We start from the raw sequence: 20,667 nt of genomic DNA, 5'->3' as shown, positions 1-20,667 counted from the left end.
ATTGAATCACCGGAGCGGGTGGATGTGGGTATCGGATCCGGTCTGTCGAAGGGCGTTCCGTCCGACATACCGGGTCCTTGTCCCGTCGGCTTTTGACAACGTTTCGAATTGTGCGTTTGGCAATAAATCTTTGCCGCTCAATGGGCTTACTGCTAGCATTGAAGTGATTTCTTAAGTCTGGCGGGGCACCGCGCCACGCGATTTGGGGGCCATCTTGATCTCAATGGGATCGCTTTTCAGCCGAGAACCAGCGCCCTTGCTGGGCATTGACGTGAGCACGTCGAGCGTCAAGCTCGTGGAGCTCAGTCGCAACCGCGCGGGTGAATTCGTGCTGGAGCGGTGTGCCATGGAGCCGCTGGAGCGCGGCTGGATCACCGATGGCAACATCGAAAAGTTCGATGAGGTGGCCGATGCCGTGCGGCGCGTGGTCCGCAAGAGCGGCAGCAAGACCAGGAACGTGGCCCTGGCCCTTCCCGCCTCGGCGGTGATCACCAAAAAGATCGTCCTCCCTGGTGGCATGAGCGACAAGGAGCTCGAAGCCCAGGTCGAGTCCGAAGCGAACCAGTACATCCCGTTTTCGCTTGACGAGGTGAGCCTCGACTTCTGCGTGGTCGGTCCCAGCGCCACCTCCGTGGGCGATGTCGAGGTGCTCATCGCAGCCTCTCGCAAGGAAAAGGTGTCCGACCGCCAGGGTCTGGCGGAAGCCGCGGGTCTCAAGCCGGTGGTCATGGATGTCGAGTCCTATGCATCGCGCCTGGCTGCGGGCCGTGTCATCGAGACCCTGCCGAATCAGGGTGTCGATGCATTGGTGGCCCTGTTTGAAATCGGGTCAATGACCACCAGCCTTCAGGTCATTCGCAACGACGAGGTGCTGTATGAGCGCGATCAGGCGTTTGGCGGCGGCCAGCTGACCCAGCTCATCATTCGCCAATACGGCTTTTCTCCCGATGAGGCCGAAGCCAAGAAGCGGTCCGGGGATCTGCCGGAGGACTACCAGAGCGCTGTGCTGGAGCCCTTCATCGAGAGCATGTCCCAGGAAGTCGGACGCGCCCTGCAGTTCTTCTTCACGAGCACGCCGTACAACAAGATCGACCACATCCTGTTGGCGGGCGGCAGTGCCGCCCTGTTGGGCTTGACCGAGGCGGTGACGCACCAGACGTCGTTCGCCTGCATGTTGATCAATCCGTTCGACGCCATGGAACTGGGGTCCTCGATTCAGGCGCGAAAGATCTCCCGTGAAGCGCCGGCGTATCTGACGTCCACCGGCTTGGCGCTGCGGAGGTTCTACCAATGATCCTCATCAACCTGCTGCCTCACCGCGAGGCAGCGCGCAAGCGCCAGAAGGAGCGGTTCTTCACGCAGTTGGCGCTGTCGGCCATGTTGGGCGGCATCATCGGCGGGGCCGTCTTCACGTGGTACCAGGGGCAGATCTCGGCCCAGCAAGAGCGCAACCAGTTCCTCACGCAAGAGATCGCCAAGCTCGATGCGGAAATCAAGGACATTGCAACGCTGCAGCAGCAGATTGCTTCGCTGCGGGCTCGTCAGACGGCGGTGGAAGACCTTCAGGCGGGTCGGAACCTCCCCGTGTACCTGCTCGAGGAACTTGTCAATCAATTGCCTGAAGGTGTTTTCCTGCGTTCCATGAAGCAGGAGAACATGAGCGTGCTGCTCACGGGTACCGCGCAATCGCAAGAGCGCGTGTCCGAACTGCTGCGCAACCTGTCGAACAACAGTCCGGCCCTGACGCGCCCTGAACTGGTGGAGATCGTGTCCGCCAACGCTGCAGTCAGCGGCACCGACGCGCGCCGCGTGGCCAACTTCACCATGCGCGTGACCTTGCGCAAGCCGGCGGCTAAGCCCGCTGCTTCCGCCGCGCCAGCCACCGCACCGGCGGCGGGCAAGGTTTGACCCAGGGTGGCGTGATGGCAAAGAAGTCAAACATCAATATCGACCTCAAGGGTGTGCAGGACAAGCTGCGCGCCCAGTTCACCGGCCTTGATCCCAACGACCCGTCTTTGTGGCCGGCATTGCCCCGCAACCTGCTGTTCGTGGCGGTCTGCGTCGGTGTCCTGGCCGCGCTGTGGTTCTTCTGGCTCAAGGGAGTCGACGAAGAACTGGTGGCGGAGAAGGCCCGTGAAGAACAACTGCGCACCACATATCGCAGCAAGCTGGTGCAGGCAGTCAACCTGGACGCCCTGCGCAAACAGCTCGAGCAGGTGCAGCAATACGTGACGCAACTGGAAAAGCAACTGCCCAGCAAGGCCGAGATGGACGCCTTGCTCTCCGACATCAACCAGGCGGGCCTGGGGCGCAGTTTGCAGTTCGAGTTGTTCCGCCCGGGCCAGATCGTGGTTCGCGAGTACTACGCGGAATTGCCCATCACCATTCGCGTTACGGGCAAGTACCACGACGTCGGCCTGTTCGCCGCTGACGTCGCCAACCTGTCCCGGATCGTGACCCTGAACAACCTCAGCCTCACGCCCATTGCCGGCCGTGAAGGCTACCTGACGATGGACGGCGTGGCCAAGACCTTCCGCTACCTCGACCCAGAGGAAGTTGCTGCCCAGCAGAAGGCGAAAGGGGCGAAGAAGTGAAGCGCTTGGCACCTTGCTCCCTGTTGGCCCTGGCCGCTGTGCTTGCGGGCTGCACGTCGTCCGGGCAGGACGAGCTGCAGTCATGGATGCAGACCGAACGCAATTCGATCAAACCGTCTGTGCAGCCGATTCCTGAACCCACGCGGTTTGAGCCTCAGCCCTACAGCGTAGAACGCGAGACCCCGCCCTTCAGCACGGAGAAGCTGGCCAGCCTGCTGCGCGGAACCCAAACGGCCACCGCCGCCAACGCCGCGCTGATCGAGCCGGAGCTGGCCCGTCGGCGTCAGCCGCTGGAAGCCTTCCCCCTGGACTCCATGACCATGGTGGGCAGCCTTGACCGCTCCGGCCAATTGGTGGCGCTTATCAAGGTGGATCGTCTGCTGTACCAGGTCCGTCAGGGGCAGTACCTGGGCCAGAACTTCGGACGCGTGACCCGCATCACCGAAACCGAGATTGCCTTGCGCGAAATCGTTCAAGACCCGTCGGGTGAATGGATCGAGCGCCCCACGGCGCTGCAGTTAGTAGAGGACGCTAAATGAACAAGCCAGAACAGGCGACCGCTGGAACAGCGTGGGGGCGGAGGATTGTCAAGGGGGGGCTGGTGCTCGGCCTCGTCTTGTCGGCATGCTGGGCTCAGGCACAAACCGCCATCCAGTCGGTGACCGGTGGCATCCAGAGTGGTGCCGAGGTGATCCGGATCAATCTGTCGGAGCCCTTGAAGGCGACGCCATCGAGTTTCTCCGTGCAATCGCCCGCGCGCATCGCGCTTGATTTCCCGGGCGTGGCCAATGCCATGGGCCGCAGCACGGTCGACATCAACGAAGGGAACCTGCGCTCGGCCACGGTGGTGCAGGCCGGTGACCGCACGCGCGTGGTGATCAACCTCAAGCAACCCGCGCAGTTCCAGACGCGCGTGGAGGGCAGCAGCCTGCTCGTGGTGCTGGAGCGGCCCGAGGCGGTCACGGCACAAACCAACCCATCCACCCACTTTGCAGAGAGCCGCAATCTGGACGTCAGCGCCTTGCGCGACATCGACTTCCGCCGCGGGACCGGCAACACGGGCCGTGTGGTGGTCGAACTGCCCAACAACCAGGTTGGCGTCGACATCCGGCAACAGGGCTCCGGACTGGTCGTCGAGTTCCTGAAGAGCTCCTTGCCCGAAGGGCTGCGCCGCCGACTGGATGTGACCGACTTTGGCACACCGGTGCAATCGGTGACGACCACGCAGACCGGTGACCGGGTGCGCATGGTGGTGTCTTCCGTGGGCAACTGGGAGCACTCCGCGTACCAGAGCGACAACCAGTTCGTGCTCGAGGTGCGTGAGCAACGCATCGATCCGAACAAGCTCAGCCAGGGCCCGGGCTACACGGGTGAGAAGTTGTCGCTGAACTTCCAGAACATCGAGGTTCGTGCGCTGCTGCAGGTCATTGCCGACTTCACGAACTTCAACATCGTGACGTCCGACTCCGTCTCTGGCTCGGTGACCTTGCGCCTGAAGGACGTGCCTTGGGACCAGGCGCTGGACATCATCATGCAGGCCAAGGGCCTGGGCTTGCGCAAGTCGGGCAACGTGCTCTGGATCGCGCCGCGCGATGAGATCGCGGCGCGAGAAAAGCAGGAGCTGGAAGCGCGCGCCACGGTGGAGAGCCTGGAGCAGGTTCGCACGCAGTCGTTCCAGATGAACTACGCCAAAGCGGCCGATATCGCCGCGCAGCTGACGTCGGGAACGGGGTCTTCCGGTGGTTCGTCGAGCGGCTCTGGCAATGCGCGCATCCTGTCTCCTCGAGGCAGTGTGATCGCCGAGCCGCGCACCAACCAATTGTTCGTCACGGACATTCCTTCGCGTCTCGAGCAAGTGCAGCAGCTGATCACGAAGCTCGACATTCCGATTCGCCAGGTGCTGATCGAAGCGCGCATCGTGGAAGCCGATGACGACTTCAGCAAGTCCATTGGTGTGCGTCTGGGTGGTGGCGTACGGGACTTCAGTGCGGGTTCCGCCAACGGCAACCCGGTGCGCGGCAACTTCGGGAGCAACTACTCGGCCGTGACGACCGGTCCGGCGCTGACATCGTCGCCGTTCGTGAACCTGCCGGCCTTGCCACCGTCCGGCCAGGCGGCGTCCTATGCGTTGTCGCTGTTCAGCCCGAACGCCTCGCGTTTCCTGGCGCTGGAGATTTCGGCCCTCGAATCCGATGGCAAGGGCCGCGTCGTGTCCAGTCCCCGAGTGGTCACAGCGGACCAGGTCAAGGCGCTCATCGAACAGGGCACGGAATTCCCGTACCAGACGGCCACGTCCAGCGGTGCGACGGCCATCGCGTTCCGCAAGGCCAACCTCAAGCTCGAGGTGACGCCGCAGATCACCCCCGAAGGCAACATCATTCTCGACCTCGACGTGAACAAGGACACCCGGGGCGAGACCACGGCCGAAGGTATCGCGATCGACACCAAGCACGTGCAGACCCAGGTGCTCGTCGAAAACGGCGGCACAGTGGTGATCGGTGGCATCTTCGAGCGCACCGAGCGCAACGAGATCCAGAAGGTGCCGCTGCTGGGTGACCTCCCTGGCGTGGGCAACCTGTTCAAGTCGCGCAACCAGCTGGATCAGCGTTCCGAGCTGTTGATCTTCATCACCCCGCGCGTCCTGGGGCGCACCGCCATCAACTAATTGAACGCCTCGCAGTCGGTCTTTCTGGTCGGGCTGCCTGGATCGGGCAAATCCACCGTCGGGCGCCAACTGTCCCGGCGCCTGGGTTTGCCCTTTGTCGATTCCGATCAGGTGATCGAGCAACGCATCGGGTCGAGCATCCGCGCGTTCTTCGACCGTGAGGGGGAGGAGGCGTTCCGGGACCTCGAATCGCAGGTCATTGACGAAGTCACGGGTGGCCCCTTGGCAGTGGTTGCCACCGGTGGCGGTGCTGTGCTGCGCCCGGAAAACCGTGCCTGCCTGCACGATCGCGGGCGCGTCGTCTATCTGCGCTCCACGCCGGAAGACCTGGCCCGCCGCCTGCGCAACGATCGCCATCGCCCCCTGCTGCAAGTGGCCGATCCCTTGGTCAGGCTCAAGGATCTGTACGCCCAACGGCACCCCCTGTATGCCGAGACGGCGCACTTCGCCATCGACACGGGCCGCCCTTCCGTGGCGACACTGGTCAACATGATCCTCATGCAACTGGAACTGGCTGGTTGGGTGGCGAACGTCCCGCAACACGACCCGCCACCGACGTCTTGACCGCTGCGTCGGCGCCCGGCAGAGGCCGGCATACACTCGAGACATGTTGCCCGCCACCCGGATCACCGAGACACAACGCGTTCGCATCGACCTGGGCGACCGCAGTTACGACATCGACATCGGCGCCGACCTGATCGGCCGCAGCGAAACCTTCGCCGACCTGCCCCGCGCGAGCACGGGCGTGATCGTCACCAACGAGGTGGTGGCGCCCTTGTACCTGCCGGCGTTGCGTGGCGCGCTGCAGGCTCGCCACGCGCGCGTGCTGGACGTGGTGCTGCCCGACGGCGAATCCCACAAACAGTGGCTCACCCTGCAAACCATCTTCGATCACTTGCTGGAGGCCGGCTGCGACCGCAAGACCGTGCTGTACGCGCTCGGCGGCGGCGTGGTGGGTGACATGACCGGTTTCGCGGCCGCGTGCTACATGCGGGGCGTGTCCTTCGTGCAGGTGCCCACCACCCTCTTGGCGCAAGTGGACTCGTCGGTGGGTGGCAAGACGGGCATCAACCACCCCCTTGGCAAAAACATGATCGGCGCCTTCCACCAGCCGCTGAAGGTGGTGTGCGACCTGGACGTGCTGCGTTCGCTGCCCGATCGCGAATTCAGTGCCGGCATGGCCGAGATCATCAAGTACGGGCCGATTGCCGACATGGCTTTCCTCGACTGGATCGAAGCCAACATCGACGCACTCATGGCGCGCGATCCGGCGTGTCTGGCGCACGCCGTGCGCCGGAGCTGCGAGATCAAGGCACAGGTGGTGGGCGCCGATGAACGCGAGTCGGGTGTGCGCGCCATCCTGAACTTCGGCCACACCTTCGGCCATGCGATCGAGGCCGGCATGGGGTATGGCGCCTGGCTGCACGGTGAGGCGGTGGGCTGCGGCATGGTGATGGCCGCGCGGCTGTCGCAGGCCCTGGGCCTGGTGGACGAGGCCTTCGTGAAGCGGTTGACCACCCTGGTGAAGCGGGCCGGGCTTCCGATCGTCGCGCCGGTGCTCGACCCTTCGCGGAACGCCGATCGCTACCTGGAACTCATGCGCGTCGACAAGAAGGCCGAGGCCGGCGAGATCCGTTTCGTGCTGATCGATCCGCCGGGTAGTGCCTCGCTCAGGCCGGCCAGCGACGCCCTGGTGGCCGACGTGATCGCGCGCAGTTGCCGACCGGCATGAGCGCCGCCGGGCCGCTCCCCACGCGCGCGTCCTCGCGGTGTGTTGCACGGAGGGCCGTCCCGTGAACCTCGCACTCGCGCCCTACGCGAGCGACCCGGCGCGCAGCCGCGGACGACGCTACCCGGAACCGCCCGCGCCCACTCGCACCGAGTACCAGCGCGACCGCGACCGGGTCATTCATTCCACCGCGTTTCGCCGGCTGGTCTACAAGACGCAGGTGTTCCTCAACCACGAGGGCGATCTGTTTCGCACCCGTCTCACGCACTCGCTGGAGGTCGCCCAGCTCGGCCGCAGCATCGCACGGTCGCTGTGTCTCAACGAAGACCTGGTCGAAGCGGTGGCGCTGGCGCACGACCTTGGGCACACCCCCTTCGGTCACGCGGGTCAGGACGCACTGCACGCGGCCTTGCAGGCGCTGGGTCCCGATGGCCGAGCGCCCGATGGCTGGGGCTTCGAGCACAACCTGCAGAGCCTGCGCGTGGTGGATGAACTCGAGGAGCGATACCCCGCGTTCGATGGCTTGAACCTGTCCTTCGAGACGCGCGAAGGCATCCTCAAGCACTGCTCGCGGCGCAACGCCGAGCGGCTGGAGCGCCTCGAACCCGGTGGTGTGGCCGCGCGCTTTCTGCGCGGTGGCTCGCCCTCGCTGGAGGCGCAGTTGTGCAACCTCGCTGACGAAATCGCCTACAACGCGCACGACATCGACGACGGCGTGCGCTCCGGCCTGCTCACGCTGGAGCAACTCGAATCCGTGGAACTGTTCGACCACTACCGTCGCCAGGCCCTGCAGGAACACCCGCACCTGCAGGGGAGGCGGCTGCTGTTCGAAAGCATCCGGCGCATGCTCAGCGATCAGGTGTACGACGTGATCTCGGCCACGCGCGAGCGCCTGGAACGCTCGGGCGTGCAAAGCGCCGACGAGGCGCGCGCCTTGCCGGCGCTTGTGGCGTTCTCGGATTCGATGCGCGAGCGCAGCCAGGCGCTCAAGACCTTCCTATTCCGCAACCTCTACCGCCACCCGCAGGTGGTCGAAACCACCGGCCGCGCGCGTCGGGTGATCCAGGACCTGTTCGATCGCTACCTCGCCGAGCCCGGTGAAATGCCCGACGCCCACGGGCAGCGCCGCCACCTGGAGCGCGCCGTGGCGGACTACATCGCCGGCATGACCGACCGCTTCGCCATCCGCGAGCACGAGCGCCTGTTCGGCGCGGTTCTCTTTCCATGACATCCCGGCCGTCCTCTTCATCCGCCGCCGTCCGCGCCGCCGCACTGGTGGTGGCCGTGGGCGTCACCTGCGCCTTGCACATCGGCAAGCTGCCCGTGGCCATTCCCGCCTTGCAGTCCGGCCTGGGGGTGGGCCTGGTGCAAGCGGGCTTCCTGCTCTCGCTGGTGCAACTGGCGGGCATGACCCTGGGCCTGTTCGTGGGCCTGGCGGCCGACCGCCTCGGGCCGCGGCGGGTGATGCTGTTCGGCCTGATCGGCCTGGCCCTGGGCAGCGCCTGGGGTGCGATGGCGGTGTCGCCCGCCGACCTGCTGGCGTCGCGGGCCCTGGAGGGCCTGGGTTTCCTGCTCGCCGTGCTGCCGGCGCCGGGCCTCATCCGGCGCCACGTGGCCGATCCGCGCCTGCTCGCCAAGGCCCTGGGCTGGTGGGGGGCCTACATGCCCCTGGGCACCGCGCTGGCGCTGCTGCTGGGGGCGCCGGTGATCGAATGGCTGGGGTGGCGCGCCGTGTGGCTGGGCCTGACGGCGTGCTCGCTGCTGGCGCTGGTGGGCCTGTGGCGGGGCTTGCCGCCCGACGCGGTGCTGGCGGGGCAGGGCGCCTCGATCGCTCCTCGCCTGCGCCGCACACTCGCGGCGCCCGGTCCCTGGCTGGTCGCCCTGGCGTTCTTCCTCTACTCGGGGCAATGGCTGGCGGTCGTGGGGTTCCTGCCCACTATCCTGGCGCAAGCGGGGTTCGGCGGCATGACGGCCGGCGTGCTGAGCGCGGGCGCCGCCGCGGTGAACATGGCGGGCAACATCGGCGCTGGCCGCTGGATCGCGCGGGGCGGGCGCCCCCGGGTCGTCATGGGCTTCGCCTACCTGGCCATGGGCGTCGGGGCGATGCTGGCCTTCGGTCTGCAGGATGCGCCGGTGGTGCAGTACCTCGCCATCCTGGCGTTCTCCGGTCTCGGCGGGCTCATTCCCGGCACCCTGTTCGGCCTGGCGATCCGCTTGGCTCCGGGGGAGGACACCCTCTCCACGACCGTGGGTTGGATGCAGCAGTTCTCGGCCCTCGGCCAGTTCGCGGGTCCCCCCTTCGTGGCCTGGGTGGCCACGCAAATGGGTGGCTGGCAGCTCACCTGGGTCGTCACCGGTGCCGCCTCGCTGCTGGGCCTTTGGGTCGCCCACCGCATCCAGCGCACCTTGCCGGCCTGATGCTTTAATTGGGGTCAGATTCCATTTCCTGGTTCCCCCCCATGGCCCGACTGCCGCGCCTGACCGTTCCTGGTTACCCGCACCACATCATCCAGCGCGGCAACAACCGCCAGGCCATCGTGCGCGACGACGAGGACCGCGAAACCCTGCTCGAACTGATCACCACCCGGGCGCGCCAACACGGCGTGGCACTGCACGCCTGGGTGTTGATGGACAACCACTTCCACCTGCTGGCCACACCTGAAACCGCCGAGGGCGTGCCACGGTGGATGCAGGACGTCGGGCGCAGCTACGTGCGCCGCTTCAACGACCGCCACCAGCGCACCGGCACCCTGTGGGAGGGCCGCTACAAGTCCACCCTCATCCAGACCGAGCGCTACTTCCTGGCGTGCATGGCCTACATCGAGCTCAATCCGGTGCGTGCCGGCATGGTGGCCGAGCCGCGCCAGTACCCCTGGTCGAGCCACCTGCACCACATTGGTCAGCGCGTGGACCGGTACCTGAGCGCCCACCCGGTCTACTGGGCCCTGGGCAACACCCCCTTCGCCCGCGAAGCCGCCTACGCCGACTGGGTGCGATCGGGCCTCAGCGCGCAACAGCAGAAGGCCATCACCGATGCCGCCCTGCACGGCTGGGCCCTGGGGGACGAAGATTTCGCCGGAGAGCTGCAGAAGCAGACCAGCCGTCGCGTGTCGCGCGCCGCCAAGGGGCGCCCCGCCGCAGCGACGGCGGATAAGGCCGTCTCCTGAACGGCCCAGCATGGCCAACGGGACCCCCAATACCGAGTCTTTAAATATGTCCCCATTTAAATGTTGATCAAACAAATCAGTAATTAAATGGAATCTGACCCCATTTAAAATGCTTGGCACGCATGGTGCAATGCAATAAGCTCGCGATCCCGACGGATTCGCCCCACAGACGAGAAGGATGAGCGCCATGAACACGGCCGCCGAAAAAGAGCACCTGCAACAGCACGGTCTGTACGACCCGGCGAACGAGCACGACGCCTGTGGTGTCGGCTTCGTGGCCCATATCAAGGGCGAGAAGAGCCACGCGATCGTCGAGCAGGCGCTCAAGATCCTCGAGAACCTCGACCACCGCGGCGCAGTGGGCGCCGACAAGCTCATGGGCGATGGCGCGGGCCTGCTGATCCAGATGCCCGACGCGCTGTACCGCGAGGAAATGGCCGCGCAGGGCGTGACACTCCCGCCCGCCGGCGAGTACGGCGTGGGCATGATCTTCATGCCCAAGGAGCACGCCAGCCGCCTCGCCTGCGAGCAGGAAATGGAGCGCGCCATCGCCGCTGAAGGCCAGGTGCTGCTGGGCTGGCGCGAGGTGCCGGTGAACATGGAGATGCCCATGTCGCCCACGGTGCGCGCCAAGGAACCCATCATCCGCCAGGTCTTCATCGGCCGCGGCAACGACGTCATCGTGCAGGATGCGCTGGAGCGCAAGCTCTACGTGATCCGCAAGACCGCCAGCGCGGCCATCCAGCGCCTCAAGCTCACGCACTCCAAGGAGTACTACGTGGTGAGCATGAGCAGCCGCACCGTGGTCTACAAGGGCCTGCTGCTGGCCGATCAGGTGGGCACCTACTTCAAGGACCTGCAGGACCCGCGCTGCGTCTCGGCCCTGGGCCTGGTGCACCAGCGCTTTTCCACCAACACCTTCCCCGAGTGGCCGCTGGCCCACCCCTACCGCTACGTCGCGCACAACGGCGAGATCAACACGGTCAAGGGCAACTACAACTGGATGAAGGCGCGCGAGGGCGTGATGAGCTCGCCCGTGCTGGGCGCCGACCTGCAGAAGCTCTATCCGATCAGCTTCGCGCACCAGTCCGACACCGCCACCTTCGACAACTGCCTCGAGTTGCTCACCATGGCGGGCTACCCGTTGTCGCAGGCCGTGATGATGATGATCCCGGAGCCCTGGGAACAGCACACCACCATGGACCCGCGCCGCCGCGCCTTCTATGAATACCATGCGGCCATGCTGGAGCCCTGGGACGGTCCGGCCTCCATCGTGTTCACCGACGGCCGCCAGATCGGCGCCACGCTGGACCGCAACGGCCTGCGCCCCTCGCGCTACTGCGTCACCGACGACGACCTGGTCATCATGGCCTCGGAATCGGGCGTGCTGCCCGTGCCCGAGAACAAGATCGTGCGCAAGTGGCGCCTGCAGCCCGGCAAGATGTTCCTGATCGACCTGGAGCAGGGCCGCATGATCGATGACGAGGAGCTCAAGGCCAACCTCGCCAACAGCAAGCCCTACAAGCAGTGGATCGACAACCTGCGCATCCGCCTGGACGACGTGGAGCACCCGGTGGCCGGCGAGGCCGCGCAGGAACTGCCCGTGGCCCAGACCGAACCGCAGTCGGCCGGTGTGGAGCGCGTCTCGCCCGAACTGCTGGACCGTCAGCAGGCCTTCGGCTACACGCAGGAGGACATCAAGTTCCTCATGAGCCCCATGGCCACCAACGGCGAGGAGGGCATCGGCTCCATGGGCAACGACAGCCCGCTGGCGGTGCTGTCGGACAAGAACAAGCCGCTCTACAACTACTTCAAGCAGTTGTTCGCGCAGGTCACGAACCCGCCGATCGACCCGATCCGCGAAGCCATCGTGATGTCGCTGGTGTCCTTCATCGGCCCCAAGCCCAACCTGCTCGATATCAACCAGGTCAACCCGCCGATGCGCCTGGAGGTGAGCCAGCCCGTGCTGGACTTTGCCGACATGGCCAAGCTGCGCAACATCGAAGCAGTGACGCAGGGCAAGTTCCGCAGCGTCACGCTGGACATCACCTACCCCGCGGCTTGGGGCCGCGAGGGCGTGGAAGCCAAGCTGGCCTCGCTGTGCGCGGCCGCGGTGGACGCGATCAAGGGCGGCAAGAACATCCTCATCATCAGCGACCGCGGTGTGGGCCCGGCGCAGGTGGCCATCCCCGCGCTGCTGGCGCTCTCAGCCATCCACCAGCACCTGGTGCGTGAAGGCCTGCGCACCAGCGCCGGCCTGGTGGTGGAGACCGGCACCGCGCGCGAGGTGCACCATTTCGCCGTGCTGGCCGGCTACGGCGCCGAGGCCGTGCACCCCTACCTGGCGATGGAGACCCTGGTCGCCATCCACAAGGACCTGCCTGGCGCGCTCAGCGCCGACAAGGCCATCTACAACTACACCAAGGCGATCGGCAAGGGCCTGTCCAAGATCATGTCCAAGATGGGCGTGAGCACGTACATGAGCTACTGCGGCGCCCAGCTGTTCGAGGCCATCGGCCTCAACAGCGACACCGTGGCCAAGTACTTCACCGGCACCGCCAGCCGCGTGGAAGGCATCGGCGTCTTCGAGATCGCCGAGGAAGCCATCCGCATGCACAAGGCCGCCTTCGGCGACGACCCGGTGCTGGCCAGCATGCTGGACGCCGGCGGCGAATACGCCTGGCGCACGCGCGGCGAAGAGCACATGTGGTCGCCCGACGCCATCGCCAAGCTGCAGCACAGCACGCGCGCCAACAACTGGAACACGTACAAGGAATACGCCCAGATCATCAACGACCAGAGCCGTCGCCAGATGACGCTGCGCGGCCTGTTCGAGTTCAAGCTCGACCCGAGCAAGGCGATCCCCATCGACGAGGTGGAGCCCGCCAAGGAGATCGTCAAGCGCTTCGCCACCGGCGCCATGTCGCTGGGCTCCATCAGCACCGAGGCACACGCCACGCTGGCCGTGGCCATGAACCGCATCGGCGGCAAGAGCAACACCGGCGAGGGCGGTGAGGATGAGCGCCGCTACCGCAACGAGCTCAAGGGCATCAAGATCACCAAGGGCGAGACGCTGAAATCCATCATCGGCGAGGACGTGGTCGAGGTCGACCTGCCGCTGGAAGACGGCGACAGCCTGCGCTCGAAGATCAAGCAGGTGGCCTCGGGCCGCTTCGGCGTCACGGCCGAGTACCTGCAGAGCGCCGACCAGGTGCAGATCAAGATGGCGCAGGGCGCCAAGCCCGGCGAGGGCGGCCAGTTGCCCGGCGGCAAGGTGTCCACCTACATCGGCAAGCTGCGCTACTCCGTGCCGGGTGTGGGCCTCATCAGCCCGCCGCCGCACCACGACATCTACTCCATCGAGGACCTGGCCCAGCTCATCCACGACCTGAAGAACGTGGCGCCGCACGCCAGCATCAGCGTCAAGCTCGTGTCGGAAGTGGGCGTGGGCACCATCGCCGCGGGCGTGGCCAAGTGCAAGGCCGACCACGTGGTGATCGCTGGTCACGACGGCGGCACCGGCGCCTCGCCCTGGTCGTCCATCAAGCACGCGGGCAGCCCCTGGGAAATCGGCCTGGCCGAGACCCAGCAGACCCTGGTGCTCAACCGCCTGCGCAGCCGCATCCGTGTGCAGGCCGACGGACAGATGAAGACCGGTCGCGATGTGGTCATCGGCGCCATGCTGGGTGCCGACGAGTTCGGCTTCGCCACCGCGCCGCTGGTGGTGGAGGGCTGCATCATGATGCGCAAGTGCCACCTCAACACCTGCCCGGTGGGCGTGGCCACGCAGGACCCGGTGCTGCGCAAGAAGTTCTCGGGCAAGCCCGAGCACGTCGTCAACTACTTCTTCTTCGTCGCCGAAGAGGCGCGCCAGATCATGGCGCAGCTGGGCATCCGCACCTTCGACGAACTGGTCGGCCGCGCCGACTTGCTCGACACGCGCGCCGGCATCGCGCACTGGAAGGCGCGGGGCCTGGACTTCAGCCGCCTGTTGGCCCTGCCCGCCGTGCCGGCCGAAGTGCCGCGCAAGCACACCGAGCAGCAGGAACACGGCCTGGAGAAGGCGCTGGACAAGGTGCTGATCGAGAAATGCCGACCCGCCATCGAGAAAGGCGAACGTGTGCAGTTCATCGAGGTCGCTCGCAACGTGAACCGCTCCGTGGGCGCCATGCTCTCCGGCGAGCTCACCAAGCATCACCCCGAAGGCCTGCCGGACGACTCCATCCGCATCCAGCTCGAGGGCACGGGCGGCCAGTCCTTCGGCGCTTTCCTGGCCAAGGGCATCACGATGTACCTGATCGGTGACGCCAACGACTACACCGGCAAGGGCCTGTCGGGTGGCCGCGTGGTGGTGCGCCCCAGCATCGACTTCCGCGGCGAGGCCACGCGCAACATCATCGTGGGCAACACCGTGCTCTATGGCGCGACGACGGGCGAGGCCTACTTCTCCGGCGTGGCCGGCGAGCGCTTCGCGGTGCGCCTGTCGGGCGCCACCGCGGTGGTGGAGGGCACTGGGGACCACGGTTGCGAGTACATGACCGGCGGCACTGTGGTGGTGCTGGGCAAGACCGGCCGCAACTTCGCCGCCGGCATGAGCGGCGGCGTGGCCTACGTCTACGACGAGGATGGCCGCTTCGCCGAGCGCTGCAACACGGCCATGGTGAGCCTGGAGGGCGTGCCCACGGCCAAGGAACAGGAGGCTGCATCCGCCCCTGGCACCTGGCACCGCGGCCAGACCGACGAAGCCCTGCTCAAGAAGCTGCTGGAAGACCACAACCGCTGGACCGGCAGCAAGCGCGCGCGCGAACTGCTGGACAACTGGGCCACGGCGCGTGGCAAGTTCGTCAAGGTGTTCCCGAACGAATACAAGCGCGCGCTGGGCGAGATGGCCGCGAAGCAGACGGCCGCCGCCGCGACCACCAAGGCGCAGGGCGCGGCCAAGAAGGCCACCGTGCCAGCCAAGTAAGTCCACGAGATACCGCCCCACGAGAGACAGGACAGCACCATGGGAAAAGTCACCGGCTTCATGGAATACGAGCGCATCGAGGAGGGCTACGCGCCCGTGCCCGATCGCCTGAAGCACTACAAGGAATTCGTCGTCGGTCTCGATGACCAGCAGGCCAAGGTCCAGGGCGCGCGCTGCATGGACTGCGGCACGCCGTTCTGCAACAGCGGCTGCCCGGTCAACAACATCATCCCGGACTTCAACGACCTCGTTTACCAGGGCGACTGGAAGAACGCGATCACGGTCCTGCACAGCACCAACAACTTCCCCGAGTTCACCGGCCGCATCTGCCCCGCGCCCTGCGAGGCCGCCTGCGTGCTCAACGTGAACGACGACCCGGTGGGCATCAAGTCCATCGAACACGCCATCATCGACCGCGCCTGGGCCGAAGGCTGGGTGCCGGCGCAACCGGCCAAGCACAGGACCGGCAAGAAGGTGGCGGTGGTGGGCTCCGGCCCCGCGGGGCTGGCGGCCGCGCAACAACTGGCGCGCGCCGGTCACGACGTGACCGTGTTCGAGAAGAACGACCGCGTCGGTGGTCTGCTGCGCTACGGCATCCCCGACTTCAAGATGGAGAAGTCGCACATCGACCGCCGCGTCGAGCAGATGCAGGCCGAGGGCGTGGTATTCCGCACCGGCGTGCTGGTGGGCGCCATGCCCGCCGGCAGCAAGGTCACCAACTGGGCCAAGGAAACCGTCAGCGCCGAGCAGCTCCAGGCCGAGTTCGACGCCGTGCTGCTCACCGGCGGCTCGGAGCAGAGCCGCGACCTGCCCGTGCCCGGCCGCGAGCTCGACGGCATCCACTTCGCCATGGAGTTCCTGCCGCAACAGAACAAGGTCAACGCGGGCGACAAGATCAAAGGGCAACTGCGCGCCGACGGCAAGCACGTCATCGTCATCGGCGGTGGCGACACCGGCTCCGACTGCGTGGGCACCAGCAACCGCCACGGCGCGCTCAGCGTCACCCAGTTCGAGGTGATGCCCCAGCCGCCCGAGCAGGAGAACAAGCCCCTGGTCTGGCCCTACTGGCCGCTCAAGCTGCGCACCAGCTCCAGCCACGAAGAAGGCTGCACGCGCGAGTTCGCGGTGTCCACCAAGGAATTCATCGGCAAGAACGGCAAGGTCACGGGCCTGAAGACCGTGCACGTGGAATTCAAGGACGGCAAGTTCGTCGAGGTGCCTGGCACCGAGAAGGAGTACCAGGCCGATCTGGTGCTGCTCGCCATGGGCTTCACCAACCCCGTGGCCACGGTGCTCGAGGCCTTCGGTGTCGACAAGGACGCCCGCGGCAACGCCAAGGCCACGACCGATTTCACCGGCGGCTACGCGACCAACGTGCCCAAGGTGTTCGCCGCGGGCGACATGCGCCGGGGCCAGTCGCTGGTGGTCTGGGCCATCCGCGAAGGGCGCCAGGCCGCGCGTTCGGTGGACGAATTCCTCATGGGGTATTCCGACCTGCCGCGCTGAACACTCGATTACCAAAACGTAAGGGTGCGACGGGATTCCGCTCAGTCGGGATCCCGTATCATGCGGCGGCCGGGTCCATGCCCGGCTTTTGCTTGATGAGCACCACCCCGCCCACCCCCCTCGTCGAACTGCGCGATCTCACCTTCGGCTACGGCCCGCGGGTGATCCTCGACAACATCTCGCTGACCGTGCCGCGTGGCAAGGTCACGGCGCTCATGGGCGCCTCGGGCGGTGGCAAGACCACGGTGCTGCGCCTCATTGGCGGCCAGATCCGCGCCCAGCGCGGCCAGACCCTGTTCGACGGTACCGACGTCACCACCATGGACCAGCGCGCGCTCTATGCCGCGCGCCGGCGCATGGGCATGCTGTTCCAGTTTGGTGCGTTGTTCACCGACATGAGCGTGTTCGACAACGTGGCCTTTCCGCTGCGCGAACACACGAAATTGCCCGAAGCCCTGGTGCGCGACATCGTGCTGCTCAAGCTCAATGCCGTGGGCCTGCGCGGCGCGCGCGACCTCATGCCCAGCGAGCTCTCCGGCGGCATGGCGCGGCGCGTGGCGCTGGCGCGCGCCATCGCGCTCGACCCCGAACTCGTCATGTACGACGAGCCCTTCGCCGGCCTCGACCCGATCTCGCTCGGCACCGCCGCGCGCCTGATCCGCGAACTCAATGGCGCCCTGGGCCTCACCAGCATCGTGGTCTCGCACGACCTGAACGAGACCTTCGGCATCGCCGACCAGGTGATCGTGCTGGCCAACGGCAAGATCGCCGCGCAGGGCACGCCCGATGAGGTGCGCCACAGCACCGACCCGCTCGTGGCGCAGTTCGTCAACGCCCGGCCCGATGGCCCGGTGCACTTTCACCACCCGGCACCCACGCTGGCCGAGGACTTCGGCGAGGGAGCCACCTGATGCTCAAGGCCCTGCATCCCGCCACCGTCGGCCGCGCCGTGCGCCAGCAGATCACTGCGCTGGGTTATGGCGCGCGCCTGTTCCTGCGTTTGCTCGCCCTGGGCGGCAGCGCCTTGCGCCGTTTCGGACTGGTCCGCGACCAGGTCCATTTCCTGGGCAACCACTCGCTGTCCATCATTGGCGTCTCGGGCCTTTTCGTGGGTTTCGTGCTGGGTCTGCAGGGCTACTACACGCTGCGCATCTATGGCGCCACCGAAGCCCTGGGTTTGCTGGTGGCCCTCTCGCTCGTGCGCGAACTCGGCCCGGTGGTGAGCGCCTTGCTGTTCGCGGGCCGGGCGGGCACCTCGCTGACCGCTGAAATCGGCCTCATGAAGGCGGGCGAACAGCTCAGTGCCATGGAAATGATGGCCGTGGATCCCGTGCGCCGCGTGCTGGCGCCGCGCTTCTGGGCCGGCGTCATCGCCATGCCCTTGCTGGCGGCGGTGTTCAGCGCGGTCGGCGTCATCGGCGGCTGGGTGGTCGGTGTCGGCCTCATCGGCCTGGACGGCGGCGCCTTCTGGAGCCAGATGCAAGGCGGCGTGGACGTCTGGGCGGACGTCGGTAATGGCGTCATCAAGAGCGCCGTCTTCGGCTTCGCCGTCACCTTCATTGCCCTGTTGCAGGGCTACCTGGCGCAACCCACGCCGGAAGGCGTCTCTCGTGCCACGACCCGCACGGTGGTGATGGCATCGCTCACCGTGCTGGGTCTCGATTTCGTGCTCACTGCCATGATGTTCAGCATCTGAGGGCCCATCGGAGAAACACCATGACCTCCTCCAAAAACGACTTCTGGGTCGGCCTGTTCGTGCTCATCGGCGGCGCGGCCATCCTGTTCCTCGCGCTGCAATCGGCCAACCTCTTGCAGATCAGCTTCGAGCCCACCTACCGCGTCACGGCCCGCTTCGACAACGCGGGCGGTCTCAAGGCCGGCGCGGCCGTGCGCTCGGCCGGCGTGGTGGTGGGTCGGGTCGAAACCATCGGCTTCGACGACAAGACCTTCCAGGCCAGCGTCGCGCTCACGCTGGAAAAGCGCTACGCCTTCCCGCGCGACAGCTCCATGAAGATCCTCACCAGCGGCCTGCTGGGCGAGCAGTACGTGGGCATCGAGCCGGGCGGCGACCCGGAAAACCTGGCCGATGGCGCACTGGTGACGCAGACGCAGTCGGCCCTGGTGCTGGAGAACCTGATCGGCCAGTTCCTGTTCAGCCGCGCGGCCGACGGCGCCGAAAAGAAGCCCGAAGCGGGCACCGAATAAGCCCCGATCCCCAGGGAGTTCGCAGAATGACCACCCCACGATTCATCTTCCGTCCCGCGCTGGCGGCGGCCGCGGCCCTGGTGCTGCTGGCCGGCTGCGCCACCGGCCCCGACGCCAACCCCAAGGACCCGCTGGAGCCCTTCAACCGCGGCGTCTACCGCTTCAACGACGCGGTCGACCGGGCGGTGCTCAAGCCGGTGGCCACGGCCTACGTCGACGTCACGCCCAGCCCGGTGCGCACCGGCGTCAACAACTTCTTCGGCAACCTGGGTGACCTGTGGTCCGCCGTCAACGCCGGCCTGCAGCTGCGCCCGCGTGAGACCGCCGACAACCTGATGCGCTTCGGTGTCAACACCGTGCTGGGCTTTGGTGGCCTGCTGGACATCGCCAGCGAGGCCGGCATTCAGCGCACCCGCATCGACTTCGGCCAGACCCTGGGCCGCTGGGGTGTGCCCTCGGGGGCCTATCTGGTGCTGCCGTTCTTCGGCCCGTCCACCGTGCGCGACGCCGGCGGCCTGGTGGCCGACAGCGCCGCCGACCCGGTGGCCCACGTGGACCACGTGCCCAGCCGCAACTCGCTGTACGCCCTGCGCGTGGTCGACACGCGCGCCGGCCTGCTGCGCGCCGGTCAGATCTTTGACGACGCCGCGCTCGATCCCTACAGCCTCATGCGCGATTTCTACCTGGGCCGCCGTCAGCGCCAGATCGACGACATGATCGACAAGGGCATCGGCCTGGGCGACGGAGACGGCGCCGAATAAGGCGATAGTGGGCGCTCGCTGCGATACGCCTCGTCACCATCGCCGGGGAACCGGTCACATTCGCCGCGCCTCGCACCGCCACAATGCCGTCACTCGGGCCACAAGCCCTTGAAAGGACTCACACATGATGAAATTGCACCGACGTTCCTGGCTGGCCGGCATCGCGCTGGCGTTCACCGCCATCACCCTGCCCGCGAGCGCGGCCGAGGCCCCCGACGCCATGGTCAAGCGCCTGTCCACCGAGGTGCTGGAGCTGATCAAGGCCGACCCGGCCATCAAGGCCGGCAACATCGACCGCATCATGGCCGTGGTGGACGAGAAGATCATGCCCAACGTGAACTTCACCCGCATGACGTCCTCCGCCGTGGGCCGCCACTGGCGCCAGGCCACGCCCGAGCAGCAGCAGCGCCTGCAGGCCGAGTTCAAAGCCCTGCTGGTGCGCACCTACTCCGGCGCCCTGGGCGAGGTCCGCGACCAGACCCTGAGCTTCAAACCCCTGCGCATGCAGCCGACCGACACCGAGGTGGTGGTGCGCTCCGAGGTGCGTGGCCGTGGCGAGCCCATCCAGCTCGACTACCGCATGGAAAAGACCAACGACAGCTGGAAGATCTACGACCTCAACGTGCTGGGCCTGTGGCTGGTGGAGACCTACCGCACCCAGTTCGCGCAGGAAATCAACGCCAAGGGCATCGACGGCCTGATCGAATCCCTGGCCCAGCGCAACAAGAGTGGCGGCGGCACCGCCAAGACCAACTGATGAGCGAAGCAAGGCTGCCGGCGCGGCTGACCACGTCGGAGGCCCCGGCCGTGCTGCAGGAACTGCGTCGGGCCTTGACCGCGCAAGCGGCGGGTGCCTTCCTCGTCGATGCCGGTGACTTGCGAAGCTTCGATTCGTCCGCCGTGGCGCTGTTGCTGGAGTTGCGGCGCGACGCGCAGCGCGCCGGACGCACCCTGAACGTGACGAACTGGCCGCCTCGCCTGCGGGAACTGGTGGCGGCCTACGGCGTGCAGGAACTGCTGCCTGCCTGAAGGCCGCCCCCACGCGGCCCGGGCGCGCGCCCCTTGGCCAGCGCG

The 20,667-nt window shown here is 66.6% G+C and carries 18 protein-coding genes; all 18 read left to right on the top strand.

What is annotated here, in order from left to right:
* The first annotated feature begins 214 nt into the window (after window positions 1–214).
* The 18 genes from VLG41_RS02720 to VLG41_RS02635 all read left to right on the top strand — a co-directional run bounded on the left by VLG41_RS02720 (window position 215) and on the right by VLG41_RS02635 (window position 20,622).
* Window positions 215–1,294, top strand: a complete 1,080-nt coding sequence (locus VLG41_RS02720) for a pilus assembly protein PilM (RefSeq protein WP_035620287.1) — start codon at window positions 215–217, stop codon at window positions 1,292–1,294.
* Entirely contained in the window at window positions 1,291–1,908 is a 618-nt protein-coding gene (locus tag VLG41_RS02715) for a PilN domain-containing protein (protein WP_325347865.1), read from the top strand. Before VLG41_RS02720 ends, VLG41_RS02715 begins: the two co-directional genes overlap by 4 nt.
* A gap of 14 nt (window positions 1,909–1,922) precedes the next feature.
* Window positions 1,923–2,594, top strand: coding sequence for a type 4a pilus biogenesis protein PilO (locus tag VLG41_RS02710; RefSeq protein ID WP_325347864.1), 672 nt, complete (start codon window positions 1,923–1,925; stop codon window positions 2,592–2,594).
* The gene (locus VLG41_RS02705; protein ID WP_325347863.1) at window positions 2,591–3,133 is read left to right on the top strand and encodes a pilus assembly protein PilP; all 543 of its coding nucleotides are present in this window, start codon (window positions 2,591–2,593) and stop codon (window positions 3,131–3,133) included. The genes VLG41_RS02710 and VLG41_RS02705 overlap by 4 nt, the downstream gene beginning before the upstream one ends.
* Window positions 3,130–5,259, top strand: a complete 2,130-nt coding sequence (gene pilQ / locus VLG41_RS02700; RefSeq protein WP_325347862.1) for a type IV pilus secretin PilQ — start codon at window positions 3,130–3,132, stop codon at window positions 5,257–5,259. The genes VLG41_RS02705 and pilQ overlap by 4 nt, the downstream gene beginning before the upstream one ends.
* On the top strand, window positions 5,260–5,823 hold the full coding sequence (locus VLG41_RS02695) for a shikimate kinase (RefSeq protein ID WP_325347861.1): 564 nt from the start codon (window positions 5,260–5,262) through the stop codon (window positions 5,821–5,823). It abuts the gene before it with no gap.
* Window positions 5,824–5,866: 43 nt separating this feature from the next.
* Window positions 5,867–6,991, top strand: a complete 1,125-nt coding sequence (aroB, locus tag VLG41_RS02690) for a 3-dehydroquinate synthase (RefSeq protein WP_325347860.1) — start codon at window positions 5,867–5,869, stop codon at window positions 6,989–6,991.
* A gap of 61 nt (window positions 6,992–7,052) precedes the next feature.
* A complete protein-coding gene (locus VLG41_RS02685; protein WP_325347859.1) occupies window positions 7,053–8,216 on the top strand; it encodes a deoxyguanosinetriphosphate triphosphohydrolase in 1,164 nt (387 codons plus the stop codon).
* Entirely contained in the window at window positions 8,213–9,406 is a 1,194-nt protein-coding gene (locus tag VLG41_RS02680; protein WP_325347858.1) for a CynX/NimT family MFS transporter, read from the top strand. The genes VLG41_RS02685 and VLG41_RS02680 overlap by 4 nt, the downstream gene beginning before the upstream one ends.
* Before the next feature lie 41 nt (window positions 9,407–9,447).
* Window positions 9,448–10,155 (top strand): REP-associated tyrosine transposase, encoded by a 708-nt coding sequence (locus VLG41_RS02675; protein ID WP_325347857.1) that lies wholly within the window; start codon window positions 9,448–9,450, stop codon window positions 10,153–10,155.
* A gap of 187 nt (window positions 10,156–10,342) precedes the next feature.
* Window positions 10,343–15,121 carry a glutamate synthase-related protein gene (locus VLG41_RS02670; protein ID WP_325347856.1) on the top strand — a complete coding sequence of 1,593 codons (4,779 nt, stop codon included), beginning with the start codon at window positions 10,343–10,345 and terminating at the stop codon, window positions 15,119–15,121.
* Window positions 15,122–15,160: 39 nt separating this feature from the next.
* On the top strand, window positions 15,161–16,627 hold the full coding sequence (locus VLG41_RS02665) for a glutamate synthase subunit beta (RefSeq protein WP_325347855.1): 1,467 nt from the start codon (window positions 15,161–15,163) through the stop codon (window positions 16,625–16,627).
* 95 nt (window positions 16,628–16,722) lie between these two features.
* On the top strand, window positions 16,723–17,538 hold the full coding sequence (locus VLG41_RS02660) for an ABC transporter ATP-binding protein (protein WP_325347854.1): 816 nt from the start codon (window positions 16,723–16,725) through the stop codon (window positions 17,536–17,538).
* Window positions 17,538–18,323, top strand: coding sequence for a lipid asymmetry maintenance ABC transporter permease subunit MlaE (gene mlaE / locus VLG41_RS02655; protein ID WP_325347853.1), 786 nt, complete (start codon window positions 17,538–17,540; stop codon window positions 18,321–18,323). The genes VLG41_RS02660 and mlaE overlap by 1 nt, the downstream gene beginning before the upstream one ends.
* A 20-nt stretch (window positions 18,324–18,343) precedes the next feature.
* On the top strand, window positions 18,344–18,832 hold the full coding sequence (mlaD, locus tag VLG41_RS02650) for an outer membrane lipid asymmetry maintenance protein MlaD (protein WP_325347852.1): 489 nt from the start codon (window positions 18,344–18,346) through the stop codon (window positions 18,830–18,832).
* A 26-nt stretch (window positions 18,833–18,858) separates the two neighbouring features.
* Window positions 18,859–19,593, top strand: a complete 735-nt coding sequence (locus VLG41_RS02645; protein WP_325347851.1) for a VacJ family lipoprotein — start codon at window positions 18,859–18,861, stop codon at window positions 19,591–19,593.
* 127 nt (window positions 19,594–19,720) lie between these two features.
* Window positions 19,721–20,350, top strand: coding sequence for an ABC transporter substrate-binding protein (locus VLG41_RS02640; RefSeq protein WP_325347850.1), 630 nt, complete (start codon window positions 19,721–19,723; stop codon window positions 20,348–20,350).
* Window positions 20,350–20,622 carry an STAS domain-containing protein gene (locus tag VLG41_RS02635; protein ID WP_325347849.1) on the top strand — a complete coding sequence of 91 codons (273 nt, stop codon included), beginning with the start codon at window positions 20,350–20,352 and terminating at the stop codon, window positions 20,620–20,622. The genes VLG41_RS02640 and VLG41_RS02635 overlap by 1 nt, the downstream gene beginning before the upstream one ends.
* Window positions 20,623–20,667: the final 45 nt, after the last annotated feature.

The sequence above is a fragment of the Hydrogenophaga sp. genome (assembly GCF_035481345.1).
Lineage (GTDB): Bacteria > Pseudomonadota > Gammaproteobacteria > Burkholderiales > Burkholderiaceae_C > Hydrogenophaga.
This window is presented reverse-complemented; position numbering and strand designations above follow the sequence as displayed.